At 49.6% G+C, this 20666-nt stretch carries 17 protein-coding genes and 1 tRNA gene; 12 read left to right on the forward strand and 6 right to left on the reverse strand.

The genetic code is table 11. The features are described from left to right. Window positions 1-130: 130 nt before the first annotated feature. The 3 genes from mutS to OOT00_RS12025 form a co-directional block, all read right to left on the reverse strand. Entirely contained in the window at window positions 131-2755 is a 2625-nt protein-coding gene (gene mutS / locus OOT00_RS12015; protein ID WP_265425619.1) for a DNA mismatch repair protein MutS, read from the reverse strand. 172 nt (window positions 2756-2927) lie between these two features. Continuing rightward, window positions 2928-3314, reverse strand: a complete 387-nt coding sequence (locus tag OOT00_RS12020; RefSeq protein WP_265425620.1) for a LapA family protein — start codon at window positions 3312-3314, stop codon at window positions 2928-2930. A gap of 194 nt (window positions 3315-3508) precedes the next feature. Further along, a complete protein-coding gene (locus OOT00_RS12025; protein ID WP_265425621.1) occupies window positions 3509-4249 on the reverse strand; it encodes a UPF0280 family protein in 741 nt (246 codons plus the stop codon). A 203-nt stretch (window positions 4250-4452) separates the two neighbouring features. Here OOT00_RS12025 and cmoA point away from each other — a divergent pair, with 203 nt between their 5' ends. The 3 genes from cmoA (at window position 4453) to OOT00_RS12040 (ending at window position 6730) form a co-directional block, all read left to right on the forward strand. After that, window positions 4453-5199, forward strand: coding sequence for a carboxy-S-adenosyl-L-methionine synthase CmoA (gene cmoA, locus OOT00_RS12030; RefSeq protein WP_265425622.1), 747 nt, complete (start codon window positions 4453-4455; stop codon window positions 5197-5199). Beyond that, window positions 5187-6158, forward strand: a complete 972-nt coding sequence (cmoB, locus tag OOT00_RS12035) for a tRNA 5-methoxyuridine(34)/uridine 5-oxyacetic acid(34) synthase CmoB (protein WP_265425623.1) — start codon at window positions 5187-5189, stop codon at window positions 6156-6158. The genes cmoA and cmoB overlap by 13 nt, the downstream gene beginning before the upstream one ends. A 296-nt stretch (window positions 6159-6454) precedes the next feature. Beyond that, complete coding sequence (locus tag OOT00_RS12040; protein WP_265425624.1) at window positions 6455-6730, forward strand: hypothetical protein; 276 nt, start codon at window positions 6455-6457, stop codon at window positions 6728-6730. Between the two features lie 56 nt (window positions 6731-6786). Here OOT00_RS12040 and OOT00_RS12045 read toward each other — a convergent pair whose 3' ends face one another. Then, window positions 6787-7059 carry a hypothetical protein gene (locus tag OOT00_RS12045; protein ID WP_265425625.1) on the reverse strand — a complete coding sequence of 91 codons (273 nt, stop codon included), beginning with the start codon at window positions 7057-7059 and terminating at the stop codon, window positions 6787-6789. Between the two features lie 359 nt (window positions 7060-7418). Between OOT00_RS12045 and OOT00_RS12050 the strand changes: the two genes are divergently transcribed. Next, window positions 7419-8066: a TVP38/TMEM64 family protein gene (locus OOT00_RS12050; RefSeq protein ID WP_265425626.1), complete on the forward strand. Its 648-nt coding sequence runs from the start codon at window positions 7419-7421 to the stop codon at window positions 8064-8066. A gap of 13 nt (window positions 8067-8079) precedes the next feature. Here the strand turns inward: OOT00_RS12050 and gspF are convergent, their stop codons facing one another. Next, a complete protein-coding gene (gspF, locus tag OOT00_RS12055) occupies window positions 8080-9300 on the reverse strand; it encodes a type II secretion system inner membrane protein GspF (RefSeq protein ID WP_265425627.1) in 1221 nt (406 codons plus the stop codon). Window positions 9301-9618: 318 nt separating this feature from the next. On the opposite strand from gspF, the gene OOT00_RS12060 reads away from it, so the two are divergent. The 3 genes from OOT00_RS12060 to OOT00_RS12070 all read left to right on the forward strand — a co-directional run bounded on the left by OOT00_RS12060 (window position 9619) and on the right by OOT00_RS12070 (window position 14305). Continuing rightward, window positions 9619-11337 carry a methyl-accepting chemotaxis protein gene (locus tag OOT00_RS12060; protein WP_265425628.1) on the forward strand — a complete coding sequence of 573 codons (1719 nt, stop codon included), beginning with the start codon at window positions 9619-9621 and terminating at the stop codon, window positions 11335-11337. 51 nt (window positions 11338-11388) lie between these two features. Beyond that, window positions 11389-11946, forward strand: coding sequence for a YqgE/AlgH family protein (locus OOT00_RS12065; protein WP_265425629.1), 558 nt, complete (start codon window positions 11389-11391; stop codon window positions 11944-11946). Window positions 11947-12016: 70 nt separating this feature from the next. Further along, entirely contained in the window at window positions 12017-14305 is a 2289-nt protein-coding gene (locus OOT00_RS12070; protein WP_265425630.1) for a dynamin family protein, read from the forward strand. Here the strand turns inward: OOT00_RS12070 and OOT00_RS12075 are convergent. Continuing rightward, window positions 14286-14906, reverse strand: a complete 621-nt coding sequence (locus OOT00_RS12075; protein ID WP_265425631.1) for a putative metalloprotease CJM1_0395 family protein — start codon at window positions 14904-14906, stop codon at window positions 14286-14288. The genes OOT00_RS12070 and OOT00_RS12075 overlap by 20 nt on opposite strands. A 352-nt stretch (window positions 14907-15258) precedes the next feature. Here OOT00_RS12075 and hisB point away from each other — a divergent pair, with 352 nt between their 5' ends. From hisB to OOT00_RS12100, 5 genes are all read left to right on the forward strand, one after another. Continuing rightward, window positions 15259-15846: an imidazoleglycerol-phosphate dehydratase HisB gene (gene hisB, locus OOT00_RS12080; RefSeq protein ID WP_265425632.1), complete on the forward strand. Its 588-nt coding sequence runs from the start codon at window positions 15259-15261 to the stop codon at window positions 15844-15846. A gap of 39 nt (window positions 15847-15885) precedes the next feature. Then, on the forward strand, window positions 15886-16614 hold the full coding sequence (gene hisA / locus OOT00_RS12085) for a 1-(5-phosphoribosyl)-5-[(5-phosphoribosylamino)methylideneamino]imidazole-4-carboxamide isomerase (RefSeq protein ID WP_265425633.1): 729 nt from the start codon (window positions 15886-15888) through the stop codon (window positions 16612-16614). Window positions 16615-16786: 172 nt separating this feature from the next. Then, the gene (gene dnaG / locus OOT00_RS12090; protein ID WP_265425636.1) at window positions 16787-18610 is read left to right on the forward strand and encodes a DNA primase; all 1824 of its coding nucleotides are present in this window, start codon (window positions 16787-16789) and stop codon (window positions 18608-18610) included. After that, window positions 18607-20457 (forward strand): RNA polymerase sigma factor RpoD, encoded by a 1851-nt coding sequence (rpoD, locus tag OOT00_RS12095; RefSeq protein WP_265425634.1) that lies wholly within the window; start codon window positions 18607-18609, stop codon window positions 20455-20457. Before dnaG ends, rpoD begins: the two co-directional genes overlap by 4 nt. Window positions 20458-20538: 81 nt before the next feature. Then, window positions 20539-20615 (forward strand) — tRNA-Ile (locus OOT00_RS12100). Window positions 20616-20666: the final 51 nt, after the last annotated feature.

The raw sequence follows: 20666 nt of genomic DNA on the forward strand, positions 1-20666 counted from the left end.
GGGTTCTTGTTTCCTTCACTCGATAACTGACTGGCCAGGTGCAGCGGGCTGCAGCGACCGGTAATTGCTGCAGAAGATACATGTACTGTACAGGGTTGTGAACTCCAGTTTTGTCATTTCCATTCTCTGGTCAGGCATTCGTTTCCATGATTTTATTTCTGATGGAAGAGAGAAAATTGATTGCTTCCAGAGGGGTCATGGTATTGGGATCCGTTTCTTTCAGCATTTGGAGAACAATTTTTTCCGGGCCGGGAAAAAGGGAGAGCTGGCGTGGTTGATCAGGATCCATTTCTCCACCCTCGCTGCTTTTTTCTTCCCACAGGGGCTGTCCGTCTTCAACCCTGGCAAGCAGTGTTCCTGCACGGTGTATCACAGAATCCGGAAGTCCGGCAAGTTTTGCAACCTGGATACCATAACTTCTGTTGGCACCACCGGGTGTGAGTTTATGAAGAAAAATGATGTGATCGTCCCACTCACGCACGGCAACACTGAAATTTTTTACCCTTGGAAGGTTGGAGGCAAGGCGGATCATTTCATGATAGTGGGTTGCAAAAAGGGTTTTGATGCCTTTTTGCTTGAAGTCATGAAGATATTCAGCCACAGCCCATGCAATGCTGAGGCCATCAAAGGTGCTGGTCCCACGGCCTATTTCATCCATGATGACGAGGCTGTCCGCAGTGGCATTGTGCAGAATATTGGCAGCCTCTTCCATTTCCACCATAAACGTGGACTGGCCCTGAGCCAGGTTGTCCGAAGCACCGACCCTGGTGAATATACGGTCTGTAACGGATATGCGTGCGGATGAGGCCGGAACAAAACTTCCTGTCTGGGCCATGAGAACAATCAGGGCAACCTGACGCAGAACAGTAGATTTGCCTGCCATGTTCGGGCCGGTGATGATCAGCACCTGAGATTCTTTGTTATCCATGTAAATGGAGTTGGGGACATAGCGGCTGTCCGTAAGCATGTACTCCACAACGGGATGGCGGCCGTCTCTGATATCAAGAATGCCATCTGTGGTTATCTCAGGACGAACATAGGCTTTTTCTTCTGCCAGCTGGGCAAGGGCGAACAGCACATCAACTTTGGCCAGAAAGTCTGCTGCGGAGCTGATAGATGCGTGCATGGAAGCGGCTTTCTGTCGGACTTCATCGAAAATGGCCGTTTCCATACGGATCTGTTCTTCCTGGGCCCCGAGGACCTTATCTTCAAAATTTTTCAGCTCATCGGTTATGTAGCGTTCCGCATTGACAAGGGTCTGTTTGCGGACGTACTCCGGAGGAACAGACTTAGACTGTGCTTTGGATACTTCTATAAAATAACCGAAAACTCTGTTGAACCTGACTTTGAGTGTGCTGATACCGGTTTTATCGCGTTCACGGGCCTCCAGGCTGGCCAGATAACTCTTACCATCCGCTGCCATGGCAATCAGCTCGTCGAGCTTTGCATGAAAACCGGGTTTGATGACTCCTCCCTGATCCATCTGCACGGGAGCATCATTCCGGATGGCCTTGTCAAGCAGCACGGCCAGTGTGAACAGTTCTTCCTGGTTGCCTTGAAGTGTAAAAAGAGGAGAGGACATGTCTGCGAGAGATGACAGAATTTCCGGCAACAGCAGCAGGGAATTTTTTAGTGCCAGCAGATCTCTTGGGTGGCAGCGCCCCATGACAATGCGGGTGCTGATCCTTTCCAGATCGTGGATCTGTCGCAATTTTTCCCTGATCTGCCGTCGGACAAGAGGTCGTTCCAGGGCCATTCCCAGAGCATGATGTCTGGTTTCTATCGCTGGAATATCCATGAGTGGATAGGTAAGCCAGTGACGCAGGGTTCTTGCACCCATGGCAGTTACGGTTGCATCCAGTGTTTGGAGCAGGCTGCCTTTGGAAGTATTGTCCCGGAGATTTTGTGTGATTTCGAGATTTCTGAATGTGGTATCGTCCAGAAGGAGAATGCCATCCAGCGCATAGAGCTGTAGTCCCCTGATATGGGAAATGTCCTGCTTCTGGGTTTCCTGTACATAGTGAAGGAGGGCGCCTGCCGCGCCAACCCCGGCTCCCGCTCTCCGGATGCCATAACTGTCCAGACTGCGAATGCGGAACTGTTCCAGAAGGACGGCTCTGCCCCTTGCCGGAAGAAAGCAGGGTCCCGCTACGGGGCTAACCCTGGAGCGGTCGAAAATATTTTGAAAGTATAGTTTGTCTGGATTATGGTCAAAATCCTCGGGAAGGAGGATTTCCCTTGGCTGTATGCGGGCGAGTTCATCCCTTACGGCGGTTCTGGATCGGGTTTCTGTCACGCGGAAAATCGCCGTGGACAGATCCAGACAGGCAAGGCCCCACGTTTTTCCATGAAAAGCAATGGCAACAATAAAATTATTGGTTCTGTCATTAAGAAGATGGTCCTCAATCAGCATACCCGGTGTGAGAATTCGTACAACATCACGTTTCACAAGGCCTTTTGCCGTGGCAGGATCTTCGAGTTGTTCACATATGGCCACCTTGAAATTATTCTGTACAAGCTTTGCCATATAGATATCTGCAGATTTTACGGGAACACCACACATGGGTATGGCGTCCGGATCTTTGCGGTTGCGGGTTGTGAGGGTAATATCCAGTGCTTTTGATGCTGTTTCCGCATCATCATAGAACATTTCATAGAAATCACCCATGCGATAAAATAGCAGACAGTCCGGATGTCGGGCTTTAATGTCCATGTACTGCATCATCATAGGTGTTGGGACAGATGGATTACTCATGGGACTCCGTGGAGGATATATTGTTTTTGGCGGGGCTGGTATTTGGACAGATTCAGGGCTTGATTTCAGATTCCAGTGACAAAAGTTTGTATGGATCTGGCCTCTGTTTCAAGACAAATCCGGCCCGGGCAACAGGCGCCGGGCCGGAAAAAAATTTTGGATGAAAAGAATATCAGAGCCTTTGATCCTGAGCGTCTTCAGGAGAACTGTCATGTTCTCCATGGTTGTCCTGTCGTTTAGCAGAATATGCTTTGTCAGCCAGCTCCTCCTGAAGCGCTTCAATGGTTTCCAGGTGCTGCTGGTTTTCATTTCTCAGCATGCGGATTCGGGTTGCGGCACGGAATCGGATCATGAGGCTGCTGAAGAACATGATGAGAAAGCCTGCGGCAAAGCAAATGGCAAAATAAATTCCTGTGGGTGCATCAGGAAAACTATAGCCAAAAAAGTGAAAATTCAGAGAGAACGTATAGGTCTGAAGAAGGTACCCCTGATTCTGATAAAAAAGCAGGCCGATGAATCCAAGAACAAGTAAGGTAAGAATCAGCTTCATTCGTGTCATGGGTGTCCTTCTCCCGCAATGAAAGCAGTATGGATGAATAAACATCAGAGAATGGATTGCATACATTTTACAGCTGGAGGCATGCCAGAAGGGAATTTTACCTCCCTGAAATGAGGCAATAAATAATTTTGATACGTTTTTTACTGCTGAAGTTCAACCTCTTTTTTATTTTATTTCCGTAACCAAAGGCAGTTTCAGCTTCCCATGCGAAGCAGTTTCACTTTGCCATAGGCCGCAAGACGGTCTCCCTTCACGAGAACCATGGCTGTGATACCCTGTCTTTCGGCTGCTTTTTTGATGAGAGTGTCAATATCTTCTGGTTTATGGATTTGATTGGCCATGGATGTGGCAAGGGCATCGGCAAGGGCTGTATCCGGACCCATGACCACGGCGGCATCCGCCCTGCCGAAACTGATGGAGTGACCCAGAGTGCCGGATGAGGTGCAGATGCCCATGCCATCAACAGGAGGGGGGATCTGCATGGCAATTTTTCCGGAAAAAGGTGTGTCTCCCGCATAAAGTCCTATGGTAAGAGGAAGGTCGCTGCATGCAAACAGGTCTCCCCCGTTTTCCACAATAATACGGGAGGATCGGCGGAGCAGTTTTCTGCCCACCGCTTCTGCAATGGCCCCTGCAACGGAGGCCATGGGCCCCACTTCTGCAAGTCGGGAGGCGTTAGCCATGGATTGGATCAGAGTAGATGTACCAGGATTTTCGTTCCATGGTGTGAGGTTGGTGGAAAATTCAGGATAAGAGCTTATGTATTCCCGGATTTCCTGCCTCAGTCTGAGGAGGGTCTTCCGGGCTGCCACGGAAAGATCTGACACTGCTTGAATATGCAGGTCGGTTTCCTGCTCGGTCAGCCGGAAACCGACAAGGCCAGCATGGCCCATGGTGCTGCGGTAACGGTTTCGGCTTGAAAAAGGATCGTGCATTGAGTTGTATGGCTTTCTGTCTGAAAAATGACCGACAGGATCATAGGGCAAGGAGTAAGGGTTTTTAATTACGCAAGGAAGCAGTTTTTACGGTAAAAATATACTTCAAAACAGGATGCAGAACAAGGCTGCGTTGACAGTAAAATATAATTTCGTTTACAGACAGATGGCGATTTTTGGGTTCAGAGCAGGAGGGGTTGGATATGCCGGTGGACAAAATTTTTACATCAGATGAGGCGAATTCAGCCCCATTTTCGTTTAATGCCAGTGTGGCAGCTGTATTTGATGACATGCTGTACAGGTCTGTTCCTTTGTACAGTGAAACCCTCGGATTACAGATGACCCTGGCAAAGAGATTTTACAGGCCAGGAACACGGATGTACGATCTGGGATGTTCCCACGGAAATTTCGGGATCGGATTTCTTGAGGCGGCAGGGGATATGGATTTTTCGATGATTGCGTTGGATAATTCCGAACCCATGCTGGAAATTTATAAAAAGAGACTTTCGGTGCGGAAGGGCCGGGAGCGCATCCGGCTTTGCTGTGAAGATATCTGTGAAAGCCGATTGGAGAATGCTTCCGTGGTGGTCATGAATCTTACCCTGCAATTTCTTCCGCTTCCGATGAGAAAAGGACTTGTCTGCCGGATTTATGATGCCCTTGTGCCGGGTGGTATACTGCTTTTGACCGAGAAGGTGGTACATGAAAATACTTTTCTTACGGATATGCAGCAGGAACTTTACTATGAATTCAAAGCAGCCAATGGGTATTCTTCTCTGGAAATCAGCCGCAAGCGGGAAGCTCTGGAAAATGTGCTGGTACCGGAAACCATGGAAGCCCACCAGAAACGCCTTGCAATGGCAGGCTTCCGTAAGGTGGAAATATATTTGAAATGGTTTCATTTTACCAGTTTTCTGGCCGTAAAGGAGGACAAAGTATGCGGCGTCTGATGCTGGAAGCCGGCAGATTGGGGCTGACGGAAGCCGCTTCGGGGTTTCTTGGCCTTGTGACAGATTGCGAAGCCCGTCTCGGATCGTCTGATTTGCAGGCCAGGATGCTCCGTGAGGCCTTTGATTCCCTTCCTGATGTGATTCCCTCCATTGTGGAACTGGATAGAGACTGCATCTGTATTGGCAGGGCTGAGGACTTCACAAAGGAGCAGGCGCTGAACTTTTATGATGTTCTCAGGGGGCTGATACCATGGCGTAAAGGCCCTTTTTCCCTTTTCGGCGTGGATGTGGATACGGAATGGGTCTCTTCCATGAAATGGCAGAGGTTATGTCCCTTCATGCCTGAGCTGCAAGGAAGACGCATATTGGATATCGGTTCCAGCAACGGGTACTATCTTTTTCGTATGGCCGGAAAAAAGCCTGCTTTTGCTCTGGGAGTGGAGCCTTTTCTGCCCTACTATTATCAATTCCAGCTTGTGCAGCAGTATGCGCGGCATCCGGATCTTTTTATGTTCCCATCGGTTTTTGAGGCACTTCCGGATATGGGGCCTTTTTTTGACGTGGTTTTCTGTATGGGAGTTCTTTATCATAGAAAGTCTCCAGTGACGTTTCTGCAGGATGTGCGGGCCCGCATGAAAAAAGGATCGGACCTTGTTTTGGAAACCATGATTATTGAAGGAGATGAGCCTGTGTCTCTCACTCCCCTTGGCCGTTATGCCAAAATGCGCAGTATTTATTATCTGCCAACGGTTTCCTGCCTTTCCCGGTGGCTGGGTCATGCGGGGTTTTCTGATGTTCGCTGTGTGGATGCCGATTTTACCGGAACGGAGGAGCAGCGCCGGACAGCATGGTCTTTTGATGAGTCTCTGGAAGATTTTCTGGATCCGGAAAACAGATTCCGGACTGTGGAGGGGGAGCCTGCGCCCCTGCGGGCTGTGGTTCTGGCCCGGGCATGCTGATGCTGTATGTGGACTGCCGCGGTATGGAGCGGCTTGTTTTTACAGCAGGAGCATGAGGGCCGGTCAATTCGTTCAGATCCGGCGGTTTTGCAAGAGGCAGGCACGGAATGGCTGTCCTGTTGTTCGGTTAGCCAAATTCGCCAAAATAGTGACCACACTTCTGAAGGCTTACTGTAAATGGCTGAAAAATGGATATGTGGTACCCATAAAAAATTGCTTCATTTGATTTCATTGGGCTTTCAAAAGAATGACGAATTTGGGTTAGTCCGCTAATGGTTCAATCTAAGGAGCTGATTATGGGCGTTCTGCATCTGGATCTTTCACGGCACTGCATAGTGACGGAAATTAAACGTCAGCAGGAAAGGGCTGTGTCTCTTGCCCTGAAGGGAAAGATGGATCAGAATATCGTGGAGCGGGCGGAGATACTCCGCCAGGTCCTTGAAAATACAGACCTGAAATTATGGCGGGGAAAGTTTGCTGAGCTCCAGGGCGGCAGCAGGGAAACCGTGAGGTTGTCCTGGGGGCCGGATGGAGTCTGGTTGAGCCTTGGGCAAAGGGATTACCCATTGTAATGGTTTTGATGGGAATTGAAGGCGATCTTCGCTGAGGTCGCCTTCTTCGGATATGCTTATTTGATTATCCACTGGCCTTTATCATTTTTGACGGCCTGAACCTGGCCTTCAATGGCTATGGTGCCTGAAACATCCACAAGGGCCGTATTGTCGATGGTTTCAGCTATGGTGAAGGTAAGACCGGAAGTATTGGTCTGAATACCCTGATCAAGAATAATTTGTCCCTCAACATGCTTGCGGGCAGCGCTTTCCGGCGTTGTCTTTTCTGCGGTACAGGCGGTAAACATGAGTGCGGATGCAACAAGGCTGACATAAAACAGGTATTTCATGGTAAACCTCCATCGTAAATAGGTTGGCAAGACAATAAGTCCGATTCTTATACTTTCTGCTGGCCCATCGTCAAGTCTCCGGGGATATTCTTCCCAGAAAGAAATGGTGAGAGTAGGCAATGCCATGCCCAGAGGCCGGTTCCTGACGCTTTGGAGCGATGGGAAAGTCCATTCTATGCCGAAAAAGGACTGATGCCCATGGAAAAGAGGGCTTTTTGCTGACGGGCCTGCAGGTGAATACCGGGGCGGCAGAGGCGGTCTGCAGATTTTCTGCCCGGATGAGGGATGAGAGAGATACCGGTAAGATTTGGTGCAACGAAGGCTGGTCTCTGTGCTGTCCGGCCATGAAAGGAAGCGTGGTGATACTGACAAAAAATATAATTCGTTTCAGCCGATTTGCCGGTTTAACACTCTTTGTTTTTTTTTGCCTATGGCTCTGGAATTTCTGGGATGGTGAGCTGTTTCATGCATGGAAAGAGGAAGCCGGTCCCGTTCCGTTTTTTATGGCCCTTGCCCTTTTGCCTCTTGCAGGTTTTCCCACAACCCCGTTTTATATACTTGCAGGAGCGACCTTTGGCTGGGTGACTGGCTTGACGGGTTCGGCTGTAAGTCTTGGAATCAATTTGGTTCTTTCCTTCTGGGTGTGCAGGAGCGGTCTGCGTCCTCTGCTGGAGAGGGTCCTTGCCCGGACTTCCTACCGCCTGCCCCAGGTCCGCCATGGACGGGCGGTAGTCTTTACGGTTACGGCGAAACTCCTCCCTGGAGTTCCCGCCTTTGCCAAGAACTATCTGATTGCTTTAAGCGGCGTGTCGTTTCGGACTTATTTTTTAATCAGTTTTCCCATCAGCATGATGTATGGAGCTGCTTTTGTACTTCTGGGAGAATCCATTCTGGAGAAGGATCTGGGCAGGGTGGGGTGTGTGGCAGCTGTTCTTGGTCTGCTAGCCTTTGCCATATGGGTGCTGCGTCGGAAGCTCAAAGCCCTCAGGGAATCCCCCGTATCCTGAACGGCAGATGGTATCAGCGGATCAGCTGGTTCATTTCAAAGATTGGCAGGCATATGGCAAGAACAATGAGGCCTACACTGATCCCCATTATGAGAATGACAACAGGCTCCAGCATGGATGTAAGGGCTGTTACCATATTCTGACTTTCGTTTTGATAAATATCGGCAACCTTTTCCAGCATTGCCTCAAGATTGCCGCTGCGTTCACCTATCTGAATCATCTGGAGGGCCATGTCCGGAAAGCCGCTGCCCGCCGCAAGGGATGATGCCAGCCCTTCCCCCCGTTCCACAGCCTTTACTGCTTTGGAAATTGTAGCTGCCAGCACCTTGTTGCCCACAACATTCTCAACAATCCCCAGAGCCGTTAAAATAGGGACTCCGTTGGCCAGAAGTGATGCAAGGGTTCTGCAGCATCGGGATACAGCCAGTTTTGTTGTAAGATTTCCTGCTATGGGGAGTCGGAGCAGTACGGCATCTATCCGGGTTCCAAAGCGGATTGACGCTCGGGCCATCCTGAAGCCAAAGGGCAGTGCTGCCATAGCCGGGAGCAGGATCCACCATGTTGCCTTGAGAAATCCGCTGATATGCAGGAGAATCCGGGTTGGCATGGGCAGTTCCTGCTGCATATCGGCAAAAATAGCCACAAGGCCCGGGACAATGAAGGTCATAAGGGCAAAAAGAACCAGCCCCCCGAAAAGTGCCATGATAACCGGATAGGCAAGGGCTGACTGGATTTTTGATTTAAGGGCCTCCTGATTTTCAAGAAGATCTGCAAGCCGTTCGAGAACCAGTTCCAGTGTCCCGGAGCTTTCTCCTGAGCGGACCATATTGACATAAATGGGTGAGAAACTTCCTGCTTCTGCGGCAAGGGCGTCCGCAAATCCAGCACCACCCTCAACGGAGTCTTTGATTCTGGACAAGGCCCGTCGTACAGGAGTGGACCGCGTCTGGGCAATCACGGATCCCAGGGCACTGACCAGAGGGAACCCGGCACCGGTGAGGGTTGCCAGCTGCCTTGTAATGAGGCTTACATCTTTGGGCCGTAAGCGTTTAGATCCCAACGTGTTCAGAAGTCGTTTTTTTTCGTGTGCCCGGCTGCGAACTTCCTGCATCAGTGTGGGATACAGATTCTGATCCCGTAGTCGGTTCCGTGCCATCTGCATGCTGTCAGCATCAATGACACCTTTGCATCGTTTTCCTTTGGGGGTGAGTGCGGTATACTCAAAAACAGGCATGATGTTTTTTCCGGAAAAGGGGAGGTGCGGTTGATACAGGCACCCTATAGAAAACATCTGTAACAATCCTTGTCAAGTCTGGTATGTGGTCTGTATTCATCGTGGATGTTGCTCATAAAGGCATTCATGCCGTATTGCTTTTGTCTGATTCTGGCAGGCATCGGGCTGCGGTGAGGTCTCTTTTTTGAAAGAGCCTCTCTAGCCGGCTTTTTTGCTTTCATCCTTTGCAAGCTGTGGTGTTTGGCGTATAAAATAGTCGATGTCGTTTAGGATACCGAACTGTACGCATGCCCTTGCCCTTGCCCGAGGAGTTTTCTGATGAACCTGAAAAATATGAGTGTACGCTGGAAAATTCTTGCCGTTGTCGCTTCAGGACCTCTGGTTGTTGCGCTGATTTTAGCCATTATGAGAGTGGGGGATATCCGCAGGGGAGCCTACGAAGGAATACTCGAAAAAAGCAGGGCCATTGTGCTTATGGCTGAAGCTGCACGGAACGAAATGGCTAAAAAGCTGGAAATGGACGTCATGCGTCCCTACAAAGATCTGGATGACAGGCAGATTATGGAGGCTGTGCCGGTAATTACGGCGCTGAACATGGCGGCCATCAATGCGGAAAAAGCAGGCTATCGTTTCCGTGCTCCCAAGATCAGTCCCAGAAATCCTGCCAATACCCCGAATGCCGTAGAACTGGCAGTTCTGAGGGAACTGGCGGAAGGAAAAATTGAAGAAAAGATTATTTTTGAGAAAGATCAGGTCCGGTATTTTAAAGCCATAACCCTGACCCAGGAGTGCATGCTCTGTCATGGGGATCCGAAAGGCTCCAGAGATCCTGTTGGGGGAGTGCGGGAGGGGTGGAAGGTTGGCGAGGTACATGGAGCCTTTGAAATTATTTCTTCCCTTGATGCGGTTCATGAGGCTGTTTTTCGTGCCAGGGTTTCGGTGGCCCTCTGGGTACTGGTAATTCTTTCTGTGGTTATCGGGTTTGGATGGTGGCAGATTCGCCGAAACGTACTGCGCCCTCTTTTTCTTTCTGAGTCCATGCTTCAGGCAGTGGCATCTGGAGATCTGACGTCTCAGGTGAAGTATGTTTCGGGAGATGAGTTTGGACGAATGATTACGGCAATGAACAATATGTCTGCTGAACTGCGATCCATGCTGGGTGGTATTGGAACTGCTGGAGTCGGGCTGAAGACCACCATGGAGGGACTGGGCCGCATTTCAGAGATCTTGAATGACAATGCGGAAGAAAATGCTGCGAGGGCCAATTCCGTGGCCGCTGCCAGTGAAGAAATGAGCAGCAACATGAATTCTGTGGCTGCGGCAGTGGAACAGACCACAACCAATGTTTCCATGGTTGCTTCCGCAGCGGAACAGATGACGGAAACCATCCACGCCATAGCCAAAAATTCTGAACATGCACGCGCCATTACGGAGGATGCAGTGGTGCAGGCCGAAGAAGTATCTCTGCACATGGAGACCCTTGGGAATGCGGCCAGGGAAGTGGGCCAGGTAACAGAAGCCATCAATACGATTTCTGACCAGACCAATCTTCTGGCCCTGAATGCGACCATAGAAGCGGCAAGGGCGGGAGAGGCCGGCAAAGGTTTTGCTGTTGTGGCCAACGAGATCAAAGAATTGGCAAGACAAACCGGAAGGGCAACGGAAGAAATACGAGAAAAAATCCATGGCATTCAGGATTCCACCTCTGCAACCGTGGATCGTATTGCCAAAATTTTATCGGTTATTCAGGATGTTAATTCTATTGTGGTTTCCATTGCCACGGCTGTGGAGCAGCAGAGCAAAACCACTCATGAAATAGCTGACAATGTACTGCAGGCTTCCCAAGGCATACAGGAAATGAATCATAATGTTTCAGAGGCTTCTATTGCTGCCTCAGAAATTGCAAAAGACATTGCTGCTGTCCACAGATCTACGGACGACGTGGTACAAAGCGGCCGATCTCTGAAGGCAGAAGCCGATGCCATGCGCAAGCAGCTGTTGGAAGTGCAGTCTCTTGTACAGCGCTTTCACATTTGATATCTGTTTTGTTTTATAGTTTTTGCAGCGAATCAAAGACGGGAAAACCTTATGAGCAATCCTTTTGTGGGAAAATCTCTGGTTGCCATGCCAAGGCTTGAAGATCCTTGGTTTTTCAGGTCTGTTGTGTGTATGGCCATCCATGATGCAGGAGGGAGCTTCGGAGTGGTTGTGAATAATTCTCTTTCAGACATTTCGGAAGCGGATGTGTTCCGTTCCATTGGTATGGCCTGCAGCAAGTGTAACCAGAGTCGACCGGTTTTCTGTGGTGGTCCTGTGCGGGAAGATGGTCTTTTTGTTTTGCATGGCCCACCCTTTGACTGGAAAAGCTGCCTTCCCATTACGCCGTATATAGGTTTGAGTTTTTCACGTGATATAGTAGAAGCCATTGCTGCAGACAGGGGGCCTGCTTCCTATAAAATGATGCTGGGTTGTTCCGGCTGGAGTCCGGGGCAGCTTGAAAATGAAATATGCGAGAATGCATGGCTTGTGCATACTGTATCCGCAGACCTGCTGCTTTCCCTGTCTGCGGATAGTTGCTGGGATACGGTTCTTCAAAAAATGGGGATTCGGCCTGAGTTCCTGGCGGCGGAGGGCGGAAACGCCTGATAGGCCTCCGGATTGTAGTTGTCTGCCGGGTCTGGATTGAATCAGCAAGAAGGTTGAGGCGTATTGCATAATGGAGAAATATCGCATCTGGAAGGATGGGCTTGGAGTCCTTGCGAAAGATCTGCTTGATCTGGCTGTTGAGTATGAAGAAAATGATGATATCCATTCCGGAAGTGGGCCATCCTGGCAACGGGATACAAAAGAGATTATGAGACAGTTCCGGGAAGAAACTCTGAAGGTCGCTGTTGTGGGTACCATCAAGTCGGGGAAAAGCACACTGGTCAATGCGTGGCTGGGCGGCGACATCCTGAAACGGGGTGCTGGAGTTGTCACTTCCATTGTGACGAGGGTCCGCCGTGGTGAAAAACTCCGTGCTGAGGTACGGTTCAAGGGCTGGGATGAAGTTAATGCAGATATTGAAGGGTCGCTGGCTCTTTTCCCCGCTTCCGGCTGGCGTCAGGTGGAAGCCCGGTTTGATATCCGCAGGGACAGGGACAGGGAAGATCTTCGGGTGGCCCTGCAGACATTGGGAACGGATCAGCTGGTAACGGAAGACGCGAGGAATATTCACAGCGTTTATCTGTCTTCCTATCTGGAAGGATATGATTCCGTCAAAGCCTTTATCACGACCGACACCCCTGCTGCTGTTTTTGAGGAAAGCTGCTTTTCAGATTATCAGATGTTTGTTGCCGATGAGGTACTGGCAGCCTATGTGCGGGACATTCTTATTACAGTTGATGATCTGAGTATGCCAGATGGCATTGAGCTTGCCGACTGTCAGGGAAGCGATGCGCCCAATCCGCTTCACATTGCTCAGGTTCAGGATTATCTTTTTCAGGCCCATCTGGTTTTATACGTAATCAGCAGCCGGACAGGGTTACGTCAGGCAGATTTGCGTTTTTTGAATATGATCCGCAGAATGGGAATACTGGATTCAGTTGTTTTTGTTTTGAATACGGATTTTGGCGAACATGCGGATGAAGAGGACGTACTGCGAGTGGTGGAAAAGGTATCTTCTGAACTCGGGTTCCTGTGCCCGGGTGTTCACCTGAATGTTTTTTCTGCCCTCTACCGACTTCTTAAAACACTGGAAGGGCAGGGTGAGCTTCCGGAAAAAGAACGTCTTCGTCTTGCGCAGTGGGAGGCGGATCCATCCATGGTCAAGGAAAGTATCAGGGCCTTTGAACATTTCAACGCATCACTGAGTGCCCGAATGACCCATGAGAGGGCGCAGTTGCTCCTGATGAACCAGGCGGCACGTTTACGTCAGATTACAGCATCCCTTATTAATCGATGTCTTGTGGATTGCGACCTTCTTGGAGGAGACCAGGAAAAGGCTGCCCGGATTCTTGAGGAGGTCAGGGGAAGGCATCGGAGGGTAGCTCAGGTTCAGGGGTTGATCCGGAGCACGCTGGATGGAGCCAGTGCGAGCCTTGAAAGGGAGTTGAAAACCAGTCTCGATCGGTTTTTTGATAGCGCTTCGGGTGAGGTGATTCCCGGTATTCTCAGTTTTATTCGAGACTACCGGCCGGATATGGGCAATTATGCTGGAATTCTTGACAGTTCGGGCTTTTCTCTGGCCCTTTATCATGCTTTTCAGGACTTCCGGCAAGCGCTGGATACCTATATGACCGATCGGGTTAATCCGGAAATTGTCCGTTCTGTTCGGGAGATGGAAGTCAGAATGCAGGAATATTATACTGAGGTTGCAAGGCCTTACGTATCCATGGTGAACGATATCTTGGAAGAGTATTGTGCTGGATTGCGAGGTATGGGGGTTCCCCTTGATATTCCTTCTTCTGCGAAGACACCGAGTATTGTACTTGATCCGAGAAGTCTGGCTGAGCGAATGGGCTTGCGCCTTCCCCCTGCCCGAGCCGTTACGCGATACAGTGCCCGTGTGCGGACGGAGGGACATATGGCTTTCGGGTTTCAACGGTTGAGGCGTTGGCTTTCCATCGTTTTTTCAAAAGACAGGGATGCAGCAAAAGAAGGAGTAACGGGAAAAGAGGGTTTGAAGGTACTTGCTAACAGTTTGAAAAAAATTCGTAAAGAGGCAGACAGGCAGATTGTTCAGCATATGGTGGATTATCGTGAAAATCTTAAATTTCAATATGTTTTGCGGTTGTCTTCGGCTCTTGCCGGAGCTCTTCAGGCAGATCTGGAAGCCCGTTTCAGTACGTGCGTGGGTGAGATGGATATTCTGGACCAGACAGCAGCGCGTAGGGGTGCGAGTCAGGAGGAAAGGCTTGTGCTGATTGCTGGTCTGATAGAAAAAAGCAGGGAGCTGGATGTACGCTTGTCGGCTATTCAGGAAGCTATGGTGAGCGATGTGCCAATCATGCCTGTACACGGATAAGTTGACCGGAAAGAGGCTCTGGGTTTTCATAGGCAGCTTTTGAGTTTGAACGGGTGTTCGCTGTTTTATCCTTTTGTTGCTGTAGCTGTATCAGGGCAAGGTCCTGAAGGGCAGCGCTGCGTATCATTGTGGCTCGGGCGGCTACACTGCGGTCCTGGGGGGATGGGTCGGAAGGAGCCATGGCTGCACGGCGGACCTGTTCCATTTTCCTGGCGGTGGCTTCCGGATCGCCAGGAATCGGAGAGACATCAATGGACACCTCTCCTCCAATGGCATACATTTTCCCATCCGGACCCTTCTGATATATGTAGCGGATGCCGCCATTTACATGCCCTCCACCTGCGCTTATATGGGCTTGTTCATGGGTACGGACTTCCTGATCACGGGTTTTCAGTTCCGATACCATGCGTAACTGGGAGGGAGTCAGTTTGGATAAGCCAGTTAATGAACCTGCCGTTTCTTCATTTTTTCCGGTTCGGCCGGTATTTTCAGGAGAGGCGACGGGCGCAGCTGGTTGAGTGCGGCCTGTTGTGGCAGCTTTTTCAATGCGGGGGCCACCGTGTGAACCCGGCTGTATATGGATGGCGGTTTGAATATTCATGACCGTCTCCGGATAATGGGGCTCAGCTTACGTACAGGGCGCAGCATGGCTGCAGAGCAAATCTGCATAAAATCATAAGGCTTTTTTTGATTTCTGTAAATCGCCAAGATGCGAGTAGTTGTTTTTTTGTGGAGAAAACGCAGGCCTTCTTCCTTTTGGATGAGTTGGGCATTTCACGCATGGTACCCGTTGGCTGGATGGTCAGAGAGTCCATTTGGGTGGTTAGAAAAAGGAGAATATATTTCATAGTCTCTGCTAAGCCAGAAGAAGACGGAAGATGTTGGAAACGTCATTGACCATAAGGGGGTATTTTGCTAATTAAAAAAGTTTTGAAATAGCTTTTGGGGGGGGTATGGATCGAAAGGCTTTTATAGAAAGAAAAACGGGTGAAACGGATATTCGCGTTTCATGGAATCTGGATGGCAGAGGACAGTCCCGAATAGATACGGGGGTTCCTTTTTTTGACCATATGCTGACCCTGTTTGCGGCACATGGGTGTTTTGATCTTGAGGTGGACTGCAGGGGGGATATCGATATTGACTGGCATCATACCGTGGAGGATGTCGGCATTGTCCTTGGTGATGCTCTTGCGGAGGCTTTGGGTGCCCGCAAGGGGCTTGCGCGGTATGGAGATGCTGTTGTTCCCATGGATGAGACCCTTTGCAGAGTGTCTCTGGATCTGTCAAACAGGCCTTTTCTCGTTTGTTTTCTGCCGGATCCCATCCGTTGTCCGGGGCCCTTTGATCCTTATCTGGCAAAAGAATTTTTAAGGGCTTTTTCAGTAAAGGCGGGGATTACCCTGCATGTTGATGTTCCCTATGGTGAAAACAGTCACCATATTGTGGAGGCCATGTTCAAAGCCCTTGGAAGAGCGCTGGATAAGGCGGTGTCTCTGGATCCGAGGGTTACGGGAGTTCCCTCCACCAAGGGCATCCTGTAGGAACAGAATTGTGGGGGGCTTTTTTAAGAAAGGCATTACATGATACTCATTCCCGCTGTAGATATTAAAAATGGTCGTTGTGTGCGTCTCTTCCAGGGGCGTATGGATGCTGAAACTGTCTTTTCCCATGATCCAGTCTCACAGGCCGCTCAGTGGGAAGCGGAAGGTGCCAGACTGATTCACCTGGTGGATCTGGATGGGGCCGTTGAGCAAAAACCCAGAAATCTTTCACTCATTGAAGAGATTCTTGCTGCGGTTACTGTTCCGGTGCAGGTCGGCGGAGGAATCCGTTCCATGGAGACCATTTCCCATTATCTCTCTATCGGTGTGGAACGTATAATATTGGGAACAGCAGCCCTTCGGGATCCGGAGCTTGTCTGTTCCGCATGTGAGCGCTGGCCAGGTCGCATAGTGGTTGGTATTGATGCACGGGGAGGCCGGGTTGCTGTGGATGGCTGGACGGAAACCACAGAAACGGCGTCAGTTGAGCTCGCAAAGCGCTTTGAAGGAGTGGGGGTAGCAGCTATTATCTTTACGGATATCGGAAGAGATGGGACCCATGGTGGGGTAAATATAGAAGAAACACGCGCGCTGGCAGAAGCCGTATCCATTCCTGTGATTGCTTCCGGTGGTGTTTCGACTATCAGAGATCTGGAGGCCCTCCTTCCATTGGAAGCCTCTGGGGTAACAGGGGTCATCAGTGGGCGTGCCCTTTATGAGGGAACTCTTTCCATACTCCAGGCGAATCAGCTCTTTTCTTCTAGGTGATAACCTCCTACAGCCGTTGTATGCAATGGGCTGAAAAGGGGCTCCATGCCCCTTTGGGCTGATGTGTGAAAAAAATATCCTCACTTTTTCTTGACAGGAGTACAAAACGGGTTAACTTCTGCAGGTTGTCACCCTTTTTTTTAAAAGGGGTAGTTTGCGTTCGTTGGGTACCGTGAGGCTTTTGACGTGTAGACAGAAGAGGGCCGCCTTGGGTGCAAGGATAACGGATGAAACCATTGAAACGCTTCGGAATGTCGCAGATATTGTTCAGGTGGTTTCCGATCGTGTAACTTTGAAACGCACTGGCCGACGTCTGTCTGGCCTCTGTCCTTTTCATACAGAAAAATCACCCTCTTTTTCAGTGGATCCTGAAAGGCAGATGTATCATTGCTTTGGCTGTGGTGCAGGAGGGGATGTGTTTTCTTTTGTTATGCAGAGTGAAGGCCTTTCTTTCCCCGATGCCGTAAAAAATCTTGCCGAACGTTTTGGTATTCCTCTTTCTTCCGGTGGAGATAACGACACTTATACAGGTGAAAGACAAGCTGTTCTTGACGTAAACCGACTTGCTCAGTCCGCTTTCCGACACGGCCTGATGAAAAGCTCCCTTGGTAATGCAGCCAGAGAGTATTTGAAAGAGCGGGGGATAGCGGATTCTTTTGCAGAATTTTTTGAACTTGGTTTTATCCCCGATGGATGGTCGTATCTCAGAGACTATCTTGCAAAAAAAGGTGTTGGTAGCGATCTGATGGAAAAGGCAGGGCTGGTGGTCAGGAGTCAACAGAATCGTGCCTATGATCGGTTTCGTAACCGGATAATGTTTCCGATACAGGATATTCAGGGACGCATAATCGGATTTGGTGGCAGGGTTCTGGGGGATGGTAACCCCAAATATATGAACTCTCCTGAAACCATAGTATATCACAAGGCCAGGTCTCTTTACGGTCTTTATCAGGCCCGCCATGAAATTCGGAAAAAACGGACTGTCTATGTGGTGGAAGGTTATTTTGATGTCATCAGCCTTCATCAGCATGGTATTCCGGAAACCGTTGCTGGACTGGGTACGGCTTTGACCCGGGAACAGGTTCAGTTGTTGAGAGGGTATGCGGATTGCCTTGTGCTTGTTTTTGACGGAGATGCCGCAGGCCTGAAAGCTGCTGAACGTGCGGCTCCGGTTATTCTGTCTCAGGCCGTGGATGCAAGGGTTCTGCTCCTCCCCACAGGAGAGGATCCAGACACTTTTGTACGCCGTTATGGAAGAGATGTGTTTTTAGAGGAGGGTGCAAAGTCTGAGCCCCTTTTTTCTTTCTTGGTCCATTCTTCCCTCCGGCGCTGGGGCAGGGACCCGGCAGGGCGTATGCGTTCTTTGGATTTTCTTCTCCCGATTCTCGATAATGTTGCAGATCCAGTTGTCCGAGATCTGTACCTGCGGGAGTTGGCTGATGGTCTTGATATGGAGGAGAGGGCAGTCAGGGAACGTTTGGGAAAAACGGGGCTGCCCAGGGCGGTTTCAGGAGGTGCTCCGGATCGGTTGGCAGTTGTTTCGGAGCATTTACCCATGGAGGAGGCTTTGGTATCTCTCATGCTGTCGGTCCCGGAGGCAAGGGAGCGATTGGCTGCTTTACACCCGCTGGATTTTTTTTCAGACCCTGTATTGAAGCGTATGGCTTCCTGTCTCCTTGACAGTAAGGATGATGACTATGGCTTGGCGGATGCCGAAATGCTTAGGGATACGGAAGTGCAGAAGTGTCTGGCCCGAATTCGTTTTCAGAGTTCTGCCTGGACTCTTGATAACGCGGATACCCTTATTTCACAGTTTCAGCGTTTGCAGCAGCAGGCGCACAGAGGTTCCGGCCTTATGAACCGTATTAAGGCCGCAGAAGCGGGCAGGGATCAGACCCGATTAATGGCCTTGCTTGAACAGAAACAACAGCAGGCCCGGGAAGCGGCAAAGCTCGGGCTGACCCGTGTAGTAACACCTAGGAGGCATACCCAATGACCCAACCGTCCGCTGGCGATAAAAAGGCGCGTGCTGCACAGAAAAAAGAGCTCAAGTCTCTTCTTGAGATGGGAAAAATGCGCGGATACCTCAGCTATGATGAAGTATATGAGGTCTTATCGGATACGGTTACGGCCGAACAGATGGATGCTGTTTTTGTGACGCTTGGGGAAATGGGCGTCAAAATAATGAAAGCATCGGATCTCCCCGTAAAAAAGATTTCTAAAATAAATGAAGATTCAGAAAATGCAGAGGATTTTCTTGATCGTCCTGATCTGGAGGAAGAAGAAGATCTCGAAGAGGCTGAAGAAGAGGAAAAGAAAGAAATTCCCAAGTTTGCCTCAAGCGATGAGTCTGAGGTGGATTTTGGTTCTGTTACGGACCCTGTGAAAATGTACCTTCGGGAAATGGGTATGGTGACCCTTCTCAGTAGAGAAGGGGAAATTGAAATTGCCAAAAAAATTGAACAGGGTGAGCAGGAGATTCTCAAGGCAATGCTGGAAATGACGGTGGCTGTAGATACCCTCATCAGTCTGGCGGACCGTATACAAAATGGAGAGCTGCGGCCTAAACATGTGCTAAGGGATATCGATGAAGGGGATACCCTGCTTGATGAAAATCGTCAGATAGGCGAGTTTCTGGATGTAATCCGTGAAATCAAGATCCTTCATGCAGAAAATGCTGACCTGCGTGAAGTAATTTCAGATCCGGATATGGATTACGAGGAAAAAAGAAAGCATCGCAGAGTTATTTCCAAACGTAATGAAAAAATTTTTGACTGCATCAAGGAGTGGCGGCTTGAGAGCAGTGTCACGGATCGTATAGAGAAAAAAATCCGTCACCATATCTCATGGTTTGAAGTGATGAACAAGCTCATGGGGCAGGCGGCAGAGGCTTTTGATACAACCATTACGGATTTTCGGATACGGCTTCAGGAAGAATCCATATTTCTGGCGTGGGCAGAAGAACGGACGGACTATAACCAGGACAGGCTGAAAGATATTTTTTCTGATCTGCGCCGTATTCAGGCACAAATTGAGGCCCGTGAATATAGCCTAAAGGCCAACATTCGTTCCTTGAAAAAGGTTATTTCCAATGTGGATGAGGGCAGGGAATGTGCTAAGAAAGCAAAAAGCGAACTTGTTCGGGCCAATTTGCGGTTGGTGGTGAGTATTGCCAAAAAGTATACAAACAGAGGATTGCAGTTTCTGGATTTGATTCAGGAGGGCAATATTGGCCTGATGAAAGCCGTTGATAAGTTTGAGTACCGCAGGGGTTATAAATTCAGTACCTATGCCACATGGTGGATACGCCAGGCCATTACCCGTGCCATTGCAGATCAGGCACGAACTATTCGTATTCCTGTGCACATGATTGAAACCATTAATAAGCTGATTCGCACCTCCCGTTATCTTGTTCAGGAACTTGGCCGCGAACCAAGTCCTGAAGAAATTGCAGAAAAAATGGAAATTCCGCTCGATAAGGTACGCAGAGTGCTGAAGATAGCGCGGGAACCTATTTCCCTTGAGACGCCCATCGGGGAAGAAGAAGATAGTCATTTGGGTGACTTCATAGAAGACAAGAAGTTTATGCTTCCTTCCGATGCTGCGATCAATCTCAATCTTTCCGAGCAGACGCGGCGTGTGCTGGCAACGCTCACGCCGAGGGAAGAGAAGGTTTTGCGTATGCGTTTCGGTATCGGAGAAAAAGCGGATCATACTCTGGAAGAGGTTGGTAAGGACTTTGCTGTTACCCGTGAGCGAATTCGTCAGATTGAGGCAAAAGCCTTGAGGAAGCTGCGTCATCCAACGCGCAGTAAAAAGCTGAAAAGTTTTATTGAATATTGATTTTATCCCTATTGCTGAACGATGTGATGTGACTTTCTCTTGACAAGCTTATGTCAAAAAGATATTAAGTTAAGGTTTTTTGGGCCTATAGCTCAGCCTGGCAGAGCCACCGGCTCATAACCGGTCGGTCCCTGGTTCAAATCCAGGTGGGCCCACCAAAATTTAAAAAAAGCTCCCGAAAGGGGGCTTTTTTTTTGTGTTTGCCCGGC

This window comes from Desulfobotulus pelophilus, from assembly GCF_026155325.1.
In the GTDB taxonomy this organism is placed as follows: Bacteria; Desulfobacterota; Desulfobacteria; order Desulfobacterales; family ASO4-4; genus Desulfobotulus; species Desulfobotulus pelophilus.